General features: G+C 53.3%; 14 protein-coding genes and 1 pseudogene. 3 read left to right on the top strand and 12 right to left on the bottom strand.

Features of this window, described 5'->3' with window-relative positions:
• The 3 genes from VAE48_RS00450 to lspA form a co-directional block, all read right to left on the bottom strand.
• The coding region (locus tag VAE48_RS00450; RefSeq protein WP_322791339.1) for a GntG family PLP-dependent aldolase at positions 1–756 on the bottom strand (756 nt) is incomplete at its 3' end.
• A gap of 18 nt (positions 757–774) precedes the next feature.
• Positions 775–1,698: an RluA family pseudouridine synthase gene (locus VAE48_RS00445; protein WP_322791338.1), complete on the bottom strand. Its 924-nt coding sequence runs from the start codon at positions 1,696–1,698 to the stop codon at positions 775–777.
• Positions 1,691–2,239, bottom strand: coding sequence for a signal peptidase II (gene lspA, locus VAE48_RS00440; protein ID WP_322791337.1), 549 nt, complete (start codon positions 2,237–2,239; stop codon positions 1,691–1,693). The genes VAE48_RS00445 and lspA overlap by 8 nt, the downstream gene beginning before the upstream one ends.
• A 101-nt stretch (positions 2,240–2,340) precedes the next feature.
• Between lspA and thpR the strand changes: the two genes are divergently transcribed.
• The 3 genes from thpR to VAE48_RS00425 all read left to right on the top strand — a co-directional run bounded on the left by thpR (position 2,341) and on the right by VAE48_RS00425 (position 5,047).
• Positions 2,341–2,916, top strand: coding sequence for an RNA 2',3'-cyclic phosphodiesterase (gene thpR / locus VAE48_RS00435; protein ID WP_322791336.1), 576 nt, complete (start codon positions 2,341–2,343; stop codon positions 2,914–2,916).
• Between the two features lie 30 nt (positions 2,917–2,946).
• Positions 2,947–3,294, top strand: coding sequence for a ribosome silencing factor (gene rsfS, locus VAE48_RS00430; RefSeq protein WP_322791340.1), 348 nt, complete (start codon positions 2,947–2,949; stop codon positions 3,292–3,294).
• A gap of 67 nt (positions 3,295–3,361) precedes the next feature.
• Positions 3,362–5,047 (top strand): hypothetical protein, encoded by a 1,686-nt coding sequence (locus VAE48_RS00425; protein WP_322791335.1) that lies wholly within the window; start codon positions 3,362–3,364, stop codon positions 5,045–5,047.
• On the opposite strand, the gene VAE48_RS00420 is transcribed toward VAE48_RS00425, so the two are convergent.
• The 9 genes and pseudogenes from VAE48_RS00420 to VAE48_RS00380 all read right to left on the bottom strand — a co-directional run.
• Positions 5,037–6,458, bottom strand: a complete 1,422-nt coding sequence (locus tag VAE48_RS00420; RefSeq protein WP_322791334.1) for a sodium:solute symporter family protein — start codon at positions 6,456–6,458, stop codon at positions 5,037–5,039. The two genes, VAE48_RS00425 and VAE48_RS00420, sit on opposite strands and share 11 nt — an antisense overlap.
• A complete protein-coding gene (locus VAE48_RS00415) occupies positions 6,455–6,664 on the bottom strand; it encodes a hypothetical protein (RefSeq protein ID WP_322791333.1) in 210 nt (69 codons plus the stop codon). Before VAE48_RS00415 ends, VAE48_RS00420 begins: the two co-directional genes overlap by 4 nt.
• Positions 6,665–6,676: 12 nt before the next feature.
• Positions 6,677–8,470 carry a heme o synthase gene (locus tag VAE48_RS00410; RefSeq protein ID WP_322791332.1) on the bottom strand — a complete coding sequence of 598 codons (1,794 nt, stop codon included), beginning with the start codon at positions 8,468–8,470 and terminating at the stop codon, positions 6,677–6,679.
• The gene (locus tag VAE48_RS00405) at positions 8,460–9,272 is read right to left on the bottom strand and encodes an SURF1 family protein (RefSeq protein ID WP_322791331.1); all 813 of its coding nucleotides are present in this window, start codon (positions 9,270–9,272) and stop codon (positions 8,460–8,462) included. Before VAE48_RS00405 ends, VAE48_RS00410 begins: the two co-directional genes overlap by 11 nt.
• A gap of 4 nt (positions 9,273–9,276) precedes the next feature.
• Positions 9,277–9,798 carry a hypothetical protein gene (locus tag VAE48_RS00400; RefSeq protein ID WP_322791330.1) on the bottom strand — a complete coding sequence of 174 codons (522 nt, stop codon included), beginning with the start codon at positions 9,796–9,798 and terminating at the stop codon, positions 9,277–9,279.
• Position 9,799: 1 nt separating this feature from the next.
• Entirely contained in the window at positions 9,800–10,399 is a 600-nt protein-coding gene (locus VAE48_RS00395) for an SCO family protein (RefSeq protein WP_322791329.1), read from the bottom strand.
• A 14-nt stretch (positions 10,400–10,413) separates the two neighbouring features.
• The gene (locus VAE48_RS00390; protein WP_322791328.1) at positions 10,414–10,983 is read right to left on the bottom strand and encodes a cytochrome c oxidase subunit 3; all 570 of its coding nucleotides are present in this window, start codon (positions 10,981–10,983) and stop codon (positions 10,414–10,416) included.
• Positions 10,983–11,186 carry a cytochrome C oxidase subunit IV family protein gene (locus tag VAE48_RS00385; protein ID WP_322791327.1) on the bottom strand — a complete coding sequence of 68 codons (204 nt, stop codon included), beginning with the start codon at positions 11,184–11,186 and terminating at the stop codon, positions 10,983–10,985. The genes VAE48_RS00390 and VAE48_RS00385 overlap by 1 nt, the downstream gene beginning before the upstream one ends.
• Before the next feature lie 10 nt (positions 11,187–11,196).
• Positions 11,197–11,528: pseudogene (locus VAE48_RS00380) on the bottom strand (cytochrome C oxidase subunit I); the annotation flags it as partial.

Raw genomic sequence — 11,528 nt, 5'->3', positions numbered from 1 at the left:
GGTCATCTCTTCCAACGCCACAATCCCGGCGGCCGCCAGTACACCCGCCTGCCGCATTCCCCCTCCCAGCATTTTCCGAAGGCGGCGGGCTTTGGCAATAAATTCCTTTGAACCACATAACACCGAACCCACCGGTGCGCACAATCCCTTACTCAGGCAAAAAGTGACCGAGTCGGCGGAATCGGTTAAGTCGCTTACAGGTACTTGCAGAGCAGCCGCAGCGTTGAAAATACGCGCCCCATCCAGATGCAATTTCAAGCCGTGGCGGTGGGCTAATTCACCTACCCGGCGGGTATATTCCCCATCCAGCACCGTCCCGCCGCAGCGGTTATGAGTGTTCTCCAAAATGATTAATCGGCTGATCGGTTGGTGAATATCCGCCCCACGAATAGCACCCTTCAGATCACTCAGCGCAATACTGCCATCCGGTTGATTTGGCAGGGTATGCACAAACACACCTCCCAGCGCCGAAACACCGCCCGCCTCAAACAAAAAAGTATGCCCCAAATGCCCCATGATGGCCTCTTCGCCGCGTTGACAGTGCACCAGCACCGCAATCAGATTTCCCATCGTGCCGGAGGCAACGAACAAACCGGCTTGCTTGCCCATTCGATCGGCTGCCAGTTCTTCCAGACGGTTTACCGTGGGGTCTTCGCCATACACATCATCCCCCACCTCTGCCCTTGCCATTGCTTCGCGCATCGCAGGCGTAGGATGCGTGACCGTATCGGAGCGCAAATCAATGATTTTTTCCATGCTGTCCACCTTAAAAATTCAGGATTTACGTAATTGCTGCAAAACCTGTTCCAGTTCAGGAGGCAGGGGTGACTCAAAGGTACGCGGTTGTTTTTCGCCGGGCAAGCGCACGGTGAGACGAGCAGCGTGTAAAAAGTGCCTGTTCAGCGCCAGGCTGACCTTCCGCCTGCCGTAAAGAGTATCTCCCACAATCGGGCAGCCAATGAACGCCAGGTGTAAACGGATTTGATGAGTTCTTCCGGTTAAAGGATGGGCTTCAACGAGGGTGTGCTGGGCAAAGGTTTCGCGGGTAAAGTATTCGGTCACCGCCTCGCGCCCTTTACCCGGCGATACAACCGCCATCTGTTTTCGGCGAGCCGGATCGCGGGCAATGGGCGCTTCAATTCTGCCGTTGGGTGTAGGCGGCTTACCGTCCACCAGTGCCAGATAGACCTTCTTAACCTGCCGCAGGCGGAATTGATCCTGCAGAAAACGGTGAGCGCGTTCGTTCTTGGCGATTAGAATCAAACCGGAAGTATCTTTATCCAGCCGGTGAACAATGCCCGGGCGCAGTTCTCCTCCAATCCCTTCGAGGTCGGGTATCAGCCCCATTACGGCATTAACCAGTGTGCCGCTTTCATGTCCGGCAGCCGGGTGAACCACCAACCCGGCCGGTTTATCAACCACCAGAACATCGGGATGATTAAAAATTACTTTCAAAGGAATCGACTCGGCTTGCAGTTCAACCGGCTGGACGGATGGCAGGCACACCTCGATGGTCATCCCATTTTCGACCATAAAACCGCTTTTCGTCACCACATTCTGGTTGACCTGCACGAAACCATCCCGAATCAATCCCTGCATACGCGAACGGGAATGCTCGGGAAAATGCGCCGCCAGCACTTTATCCAGGCGCTCATTGCCTGCGCCTTGATATTCAAATCGGACAACCTGTTCACTCATTGGCTTTGCTGAAATTCACATTTTCAGAAGGATGTTCTTCCCCACCGTCTTGCTGCATTTTGGCCTGTTTTTCACGCCGTTCCTGCAGCCAGACGCCCAAAATCAAAACCAGTACTCCAATTGTGATGCTCGAATCGGCAATATTGAACACCGGAAATGTCCCAACTGAAATAAAATCGGTTACATGTCCCACTGTCAGCCGGTCAATCAGATTACCAACCGCCCCGCCCAATTGCAAGCCCATGGCAGTTCGCAAGGCCCAGTCTTCAGCCGGAACCCGCGGATAGAAATAAATAATGCCGAGCGCAATGACAATTGCCAGAATCGCAAACCAATCGCCGCCATTTTGAAATAACCCAAAAGCGACCCCGCGATTGTACCAGTGAACGATGCGGGCATACGGAGCCAACCACTCCAGCGGCATCCATGATTCGCCCAGAGCCAGATTCTGGCGGATAATGAACTTTGTCCACTGATCCAGCGCAATGATTGTGCCGGAAACCAGAGCCAGAATGAAGTAATCCCGAATAAACCTTCTCAAAAGATAATCCTCCCGGCAAACAGTCTATCCCCCATTTTACCTTATTTCTCACCAATCCAACTTGACATGCCTAAACCCTCTCGGTATACTGACCGTGAGTGATGTTAATCCGTGCTTTTATCGCCATCGAATTATCCCCCCCTATCCAGAAGCAACTGGAACAGATTGTTCTTGATCTGCAACAAACCGGCAGCCGGCATGTTAAATGGGTCAGGCCCGAAAACATTCATCTGACCCTCAAATTTCTTGGGGAATCCCAGCCGGATGAGTTGGATCGCCTTTCCGCTGAAATTCGCCCAATTGCATCAGCCGCGCGGCCGATTGAATTAAAAATCCACGGATTAGGGGCTTTCCCAAATTTCAAGCGTCCGCGCGTGATCTGGGTTGGCGTGCAGGCACCACCTTCCTTGATCAGGCTACAGCAAGCCCTCGAAGATGCAGCCGAAAAAATTGGCTACCCCCGCGAAGAACGCCCCTTCTCACCTCACCTGACTCTGGGACGGGTCAATCGCGAAGCCTCCCCCGCTGAACTTGCCCGCTTAGGCGAAACGATTGCCCAAAAACCCGTTGGCACACTGGGGAGCATGACCGCCAGCCAGCTGATCCTATTCCGAAGCGTTCTCAAACCAGCAGGTGCCATTTACACACCACTGGCGCACTTTCCTTTGAATGGATAAAATAGACTCAAAATTCAATTGGAGAGGTGAATTCTGAAACCAATCGAAGTTGCCCGTAGTATTGTCAACACCCTGGAGGACAAAAAGGGTGAAAATATCCTGCTAATGGACATTCAGGATATCGCCACATTTACCGATTATTTCATCCTCTGTTCCGGCAGCAGCGAACGGATGATCGAAAGCCTTGCCGATGCCGTTTTGGAAAATGTCAAAAAAGAATTTCAAATGATCGGTAAAAAAGAAGGCTATGCACAGGGCGGTTGGGTGCTGGTTGATTTGGGAGATGTGATCGTGCATTTGTTCTCTCCCGAACAGCGAGAATATTACCGTCTGGAAGAGTTATGGAGTCAGGGTAAAATTTTGCTTCGTTTGCAATAACCCCTTTTTCCGACTCCGGGGGGGGTCAGGGAATGGACTCAGGTTGACTACAAAAGAGGGAGGGGAAATGAAAGCCAGTGTTGCACGCATCTTCGCTTTTGCCAGTCTGGTAGTACTGGGGTTGGTGGTGGGTTGTGGTACACCGAAACCAGCTCAGCCTACGACTGCCACCCCGCTTACCGTGGTGGAAACCGGTCAATTACCCCGCATGCGCAGCACCCATTTTTCCGCTTCGGGCGAGTGCGGATTTTGCCATACTGCCCTGAAAGACAGCGCCGGACAAGATGTTTCCATTGAAACTGCCTGGCGCGCTTCAATCATGGCAAACAGCGCGCGCGACCCTTATTACCGCGCATCGGTACGCTCTGAGGTGCTCCATAAACCGGATTACGCCGAAGCCATACAAGAAAAATGCGCGGTCTGCCACATCGGGATGGCACATCACACCGCCCTCCTGACGGAACAATCTGCCGCACTTCTGCCAGATGCAGGATACCTCAACCCGACCCATCCGCTTTATCCGCTGGCAATAGATGGAGTTTCCTGTTCGCTTTGCCATCAAATTCAAGGGGATAACCTTGGGAAAATGGAAAGTTACAGCGGCGGTTACCTCTTTGAAAAAGAGCCGAAACCGGGCGAGCGCGCCGCTTATGGGCGATTTGCGGTGGATGAGAACATGGCAGCCGTCATGCGCAATGCCTCTGGTTACCAGCCGGTTCAATCCGAACATGTCACCCAATCCGAATTATGTGCCGTGTGTCACAATCTCTATACTCCCTATTTCACCAGTGAGGGAAAGCTCAGCACGGATTTGTTCCCGGAACAAACACCGCATCTGGAATGGCTGGCCTCGGAATTCACCAGTACCTCATCCTGTCAAACCTGCCACATGCCGGCTGTGGAAGGCGAAGCCCCGATTGCCAACACCGGCAGCCCCAGGCGTAGCCCGGTAATGCAGCACACCTTTATTGGCGGAAACCGCTACATGCTGGAACTGCTGGCTGCCAACCCGGATGCGTTGAATACCTCAGCCACTGCCGAACAACTGGAACAGGCCCGCCTGCTCACCCTTCAGCAGCTTCAGCAAAACACTGCCCGCCTGAGTGCAGAGGCCCAACAGCAAGACGATGAGTTGATTGTTAACGTCACCGTTGAGGTTCTGACCGGCCACAAATTCCCCACCAGTTTCCCGTCAAGGCGCGCCTGGCTGCACCTGAAGGTAAGAGATGCCAATGGGAATTTGGTGTTTGAATCCGGGGGTTGGCAGAGGAATGGTTTGATAACTGGCAACGATAATGACCTCGATGAAGGGAATTATGAACCCCATTATCAGGTCATCACCAGCCCGGATCAGGTGCAGATTTATGAACCGATTATCGGCGACCCGGATGGTAAAGTAACAACTACCCTGTTGCGCGCGCAGCGCTACCTGAAGGATAACCGTCTGCTGCCGCGCGGCTTTGATAAAAGCCATGTCAGCACGGATATTGGTGTATATGGTGAGGCTGCCCAGGACCCGGATTTTTTCGGCGGTAGCGATACAGTTCAATACCGCATCAAAACCGCTGGTTTTACCGCCCCGTTCAAAGTGGAAATTGAGTTGTTATACCAATCCTTTGGCTACCGTTGGGCAGAAAAATTCCGCGCTCAAACGGACAACCCGGAGGGAGTTGAGTTTTACGGGTATCTGGCATCACTGTCCAATTCCCCCTCCACCATTCATTCCATAACCCTGACTTCCCCTAACCCCTGAGCGGGGCAACTCTACGGAGGGCAGCCTCAATCCTGTGAACCACCAGCAGGGTCAGTGAAGCAGCCACCAGCACAACAATTCCATCCACAAAACCCAGGGTCGGAATGATTTTCGTTCGAAGCAGGATGACCATCACCTCTCCGATGATGATCGAGAGGATTGGGGCAATTTTATGAACTTGAGGAAAGTACAACGCTGCCAGCGTCGCAGGGGTCAGAGCAATTAGTCCTGCAAAAGTGGTTTGCGTCAACAATGTAAAAATTGGAATTTGTGGATCAAGGCCGCTCAGCAGAAAGAGCGCAATCAAAACGCACAATCCAAGCGCCAGCCAGCGCCCTGCACGGGTCGAATTTCGGGCAATTCCAAAATCATGTGAGAACATGGTTGCCAGAGCCAGCAATTGCGAATCGGCGGTTGACATGAGCGCTGCCATTGCGCCTATTATGACAAATACATACACCCATTCCGGCGCATAACTCAATACCATTGCCGGTAAAATCATATCCGGGTTGGAAACGCTCAAAGACGTCCCCCGCGCCCATACCCCAATGGTTACCGGTGCCAGAAACAGAAAACTGACCAGTAAAGGATACAACCAAGTTACTTTTTTGAGAGAATCAAGCGTTTTTGCTGCATAAAATCGCGAAAACACCTGCGGAAATAACGGATTGACAAACGTCCAAAGTAGCAGATAGGAAAACCAGGTGGTCATTTGAAAAAATTGATCCGGCCCGGGTCGAGTAAAGTGCTGTGGAGAAGCCAGAAAAGCTGTTTCACCGGCGCTCTGCCAGCCCCCCAGACCGGCACTCACAAAAACCACCGCCAGAATCATTGCAACGATCATCAAAAATCCTTGCAGCACATCCGTCCACGCCGAAGCCTTCATCCCGCCAAAAACAACTGTGGCGCCAATCGCCAGAATGGTGGCCGCACCCCCTGCTCTTAATAAATCCACATTGAATAAAGAAGAAAGTAAAATGCCCGCGCCAATCGCCTGGGTGAGCAAGTAGGGAAGGGTAAAAACCACCATTACAACCATCACCAGCCAGCGCAGGAAACGGCTATTGAACTCGCCGCCAATTAATTCAGGTGCAGTCAGGTAGCCCTTTTGTTTTCCCAATCTCCAAACCGGCCGCCCAATCAAATAAAATGCCAGAGGAACCAACGCAGTTCCCACCCCCATGATGCCGTATTGTCCAAAACCGGTTTTCCACGCTGCCCCCGCAAATCCTAAAAAGAAGAAGGCCGAAAAATTGGTTGCAACCAGACTGAAGAACAAAACCAGCAAGCCCAACGAACGGTTGGCAAGAAAATAACCTTCCGGCGTCTGAGGGATTTTCCGCCTTGCCAGAACAGAAAGCCCAACCAGCACGATCAGATAGGATAAAAGCAGGAAAACCTTAAGGGTCACTCGTCCTCCCAGCTGTGCTGGCTGAGAAAGGCAAACATCAGAGCGGTCAACAAAATCAGCCCGAGGTCGAACCAGACCCAATCCGGCATACCCAGTATCAAACGGGGAAGTTTGCCCCAGTTATAAAAATCTGCGCCTAAAAGGACGATGGAAAGCCAGCCTGCTATCCATATCCAGATCTTTGACTTTGTGGACCCGGTGTTCATGATGGCGGGAAATTATATCAGTACATCCACCACCAGCGCCAGAAAAATAAAAGCCAGATACATGCTGGAATAACGGTACATGCGCCAGGCAACTTTATTGCCCGGTTTGCGCAGCACATCCCAGGCGGTGTAAATCAGCCACAACCCCAGCACCAGCGCAGAAATCAGGAAAATACTGCCGGCAACCTTAAACAGCGGCATCAGCAAGGTCAGCCCAACCAATTCCAGCGTATAGATGAAGATTTGAATGCGGGTCTCTTTTTCCCCTCGTACCACCGGCAACATCGGCACACCGGCGCGGGCATAATCCTTGGCGCGTACCAATGCCAACGCCCAAAAGTGAGGCGGAGTCCACATGAAAACCAGCGCGAACAGGAACAGCGAGGGGATATTCAAACTGCCCGTAGCAGCCGCCCAGCCAACCAGGGGCGGAATGGCGCCCGCCCCACCGCCAATCACAATGTTTTGCACCGTCAGGTGTTTAAGCCAGATGCTGTAAATCAACACATAATAAATCATGCCGGCCACTGCCAGCAAGGCAGCCAGCAGGTTGACAAAGCCTGCCAGCAGAAAAAAGGCCGCCAGACAGGCAGCGATGCCGTATGCCAACCCCTCCGCCGGTGTCAAAATGCCGGCAGGGATCGGGCGTTTGGCTGTCCTCTGCATTGCGCCGTCAATTTGCCGGTCAATGTACTGATTCAGCGCGCTGGAACCACCTGCCGCCAGCGCACCCCCCAGCAATGTCCAGAAAGTCAGCCAAAAAGGTGGGATTGCTTTGCCGCCCACCACCATTCCGGCATAAGTCGTCACCAGGAGCAATGCAACAATTATCGGCTTGTTCAACATTAGGTAGGCTTTCAGACGTTGTACTCCCCGTACCCGCGGCATGGAAGCCGATTGTCGTTCCTCTGCAGGGCTTCTTCCCCGCCACACCGATGCACTGAAAAGCACAATGAGTGCCACCCAAATTGCCGCGGTAATCGCCGCATGAACCACCACCAGATCGAGAGGAAAATCACCTTGAACCTTGAGCGCGCCAATCAACGCCTGTCCGCCAAAGAGTACGATGAGTGCACTGGCAGAGCTCAACACAAGCGGCTGGTCGGCATAAGCGCGGCGCGTAAAAAGAAATAACGCACCTGCCAGAGCGGCAGCCAGTAAAGTAAACAGACGGTGCCCCAGCGCAAGCCATCCCAAGCCGCTGACAGGCAGCCCCCCTTCGCACAACGGAAAACCGGAGCAGGCGCTGCCTGCATCCAGCCGCGCCACCAGCACCCCCGAAATCATCAAAGCAAACACCACCAAAAGAACGATAAACGAATGTTGTTGCAGGTGAGAATGCAAAAAGGGAGCGGGACGGCGAGCATCAGGTGACGAAACAAACGAAACCACCAGAGCCGTGCTGAGCATTGCCATCGTCAGCAGAGCCGCTGCCAGATGCCCGACACCCATCCAGACCGAATCAGCCTGTCCAACCAGCCCCGCACCCAGTAGCAGTTGAGCAAGGAAGAAGAATGAAGCAATGGTCAGGCTCATTTTCAGCCAACCACCCTGCTGCCTGACCCACACCCATATCGTCAACCCCAACGTAATCAGACCGCTGAGCGCTGCGACTAAACGATGAGCCATTTCCACGCGGGCTGCGGCTTCCTGAGGAAAATTTAACTGTCCGTAGCAAGTCGGGAAATCCGGACAGCCTTGTCCAACCGGGTTGAACCGCATTGCGTAGCCGATCATCAAAGAAACAAAAGTTAAAATTGCTGCTGTCAGCAGCCAGTAACGCAAGGTTTTGTTCTCAATGTTCATAAATTTCCTCCCCGAATTCAATCGCCTCGCTATTCCCATTTTTTTCCCCCGATTCGGCTTTATTCTCCAGTTGCTTACGCACAAAAAAGGGGTAACCCATTGCCAGAATTGCCGCAAAGGTAAACCATTGCAGCGCATACCCAAAGTGAGGGCCTTCGGTGATCTCAATATCCGGCAGGGATGGATACGGCAGGCGCAGGGCAGCCCCCTGCGGTGCCTGCTGAACCCAAACCGGCAGCAGGTTCAGACCGGTTTCATTCTGCCAGCGGTTGAGATCTACCCAGTTCCATGCCTCGGGGCGCGGTTGAACCGTACCCGCTGGCGGATCCGCCACCCCCCCAATTGCCGGTTTCGGTATCGGCCGGCGAAGCATGCCGGTCAGTGAAACAACTCCGCTCTGGCGGTATTGCAGACGGCTTTCCGCATCAGCCTGATCCAGGGGGATCCAGCCGCGATTCACATAGACCACCCAATCCGAGCCATCAATCCGCAGCGGGGTGAACAGGTGATAGCCGGCCTGATTGTCCCAGACCTGATTGCGCCACAAAAATTCGTGTTCAAAATCATAAACACCGCTGACCTGTACCATCCGGTATTCCATATCGGTCAATTGACTGACGGGAATTTCACCGTTCAAATCCAGCGGAGGGGCGTTCAACTGCGCTGTGATGCGCCGATTCAAGTCCTGCCGCCAGGCCAGCCGCTCCAACTGCCAGAGACCCAGTCGTATCATGACCGCCACAGCGGCAATCACCAGCAGCGTGGTCAAAATCCAGCGCGGCGTCAACAAGCGGCTTCTCATGCTTTTATCCTGCCTCGCTGACGGCATGTTCATTTTCACTGCCCGGCAGCGGTTTTACGACCAGGGTGTACAGCCACAATAAAATCCAGGTTGGGAAACCAATCGAGATAATCCCGAATACGCGGTCTGAGGCTTTGGCGCGGGCCAGCACATCAATCCCCAATGAGCGGGTTTGCTGGAAACTGCATTCCATCGTGTACTGGCTGGGGCGGTCCAGCGTCATCCGGCTGCTGGAACCCGGCAGGACCCACAACGGTCCTAACTGATGAGAAACATCATCCAGATTGCGCACAACCAGAGTGTCGCCTTCCACGAATTTCATTTCCGGCAAGGCCGGACCGTTTTCACCATTTGCGATCTGCTGCGCCGTGCCTGCCGGAATGAGAATTTCAACCACCTGAGGCGGACGCTCACTTTGATCCTTGACCAGCTGGTAGGATACCTCACTCACCGCAAAGGCAAAAACCGAACTGATCAGCAAACTCCACCACAACCGCCGTAAGGCTGCCTGAACCGCTGGAGACATCTTACTTCTCCTTCAAAATCTGGCGAATATCCGCGGCGATATCCTCAGGCGGGGTGCCGTAGGAAAAAGTCATCCTTAAATTACCGGCAGGATCAATCAAATAAACGCGGGTCGAATGATCTACCAGATAACCGAGGGCAGTCTGACCTTCCTGAATCTGGCGATAGACCCCGTAGGCCTTCCAGATGGGTGATAACGCTTCTTCGCTGCCGGAAAGACCGATAAATTGCGGATCAAAACCGGCTGCGTAGGATTGAATCCGCTGTGGGCTATCCCGTTGAGGATCAACCGTGATAAAAACCACATCCAGACGATCCGCATATGCCGCCAGATCCGCCTTGACACGTTTCATCTCGGCCATCGTCGCCGGACAAAAGTCCGGACAGGTGGTGTACCCGAAAAAAATCAACGTGATTTTCCCCTGTTGGTCGCTCAAGCGGTACAGCGATCCATCGGCACGGGCAAGTTCAACAGGCGGAGCAGCAACCGGCGGCTCGATCAGCGATCCATGAAAGGAATAAGGCTGGGCAAAGGCCAGCAGCCACACCGCGATCAAGCCTGCCAAAACACCCATACCAATCAACCAGATCGTCCGCTGCATTCCTGCTCCTTCAATCAGATAGTACCGATCAGATACAGGGCCGGGTAGAAGAAAATCCACACCACATCCACAAAGTGCCAGTAGTTAGCGGCTGCTTCCACGGCCCAATGTTTTTCCGGGCTGTAATGCCCTTTGAGGCCATTGCGGTAAACGATGAACAGGAAGATGACACCGGTCAAAACGTGAAAAGCGTGCATGCCGGTCATCATGAAAAAAACCGCTCCTTCCGGGCCATCCGCCGGCCCGAACGGCGCCAGCCGCCACTCGAACCCTACCACACCGACCAGAAAGCCAATTCCCAAAAGCATGGTGATCAGAATGCTGGTTAAGAAGCCTTTGCGGTTGCCTTTGGAAATTTGCACTTCGGCCCGGTTGGCAAAAAACGAGCTGATCAACAGTACCGAAGTAACGATCAGACCCAATTCCTGTTCCAGATGCGGACGTTTATCACCCAGCAGGTAAAAGCGGGTGACCAGCAAAGCCGCAAACACAAAAGAATCGGAGAGAATGAACAACCACAGACCCAGACGGTTGTTCGCCAGTTTTTGTTTATAGGAAGTCAGGGTGGCTTCGTGAGTAGTCATCAGTGTTCTCCTTCCGAGCGAAAGACCCGTCCGATGTGCATGAAGTAAACCAGCACCAGACCGGCTTTGAGTAGAGCCACAACCCATAGAAATATCGCTGCGGCTTCATGGGTGCCAAGGTAGTACTCCACCACCGTAAGGATTGCCAGCCCTAAAAAGACCAGCACACCTCGTTTGAGTTCGTCCATTTTTGCTTTTTGCATTTTTTTCTCCTCAATCACCCGCCTGCTGGGGCAAGACTTCAACATAGCGGGCGCCTTTCAGCCCGTAGTCGTACGGATCACCCACCACTCGAAACGGCTGGGGGTAGTTGTGCATCGGCGCGGGGGTAGGCAGGATAGTCCATTCCGGCGAACGCGACTGCCACACATTCTCCGTCACCACTTCGCCCCGTTTGGCGCTGACAAACAGGTTAATCAGGAAAATCAGCACCGACAGTGCCACCATAAACCCCGCAATTGTGATGATGAGATGAGCCGTTTCAAAACCCTGGGCGGGGTCATAATCGGCGATGCGGCGGCGCATGCCCAATAAACCAATCATCA

This window comes from Bellilinea sp. (genome assembly GCF_034432615.1).
Taxonomy (GTDB): domain Bacteria; phylum Chloroflexota; class Anaerolineae; order Anaerolineales; family Anaerolineaceae; genus Bellilinea.
The sequence above is the reverse complement of the archived record's forward strand: the minus strand, read 5'-3'. Positions and strand labels throughout refer to the sequence as shown.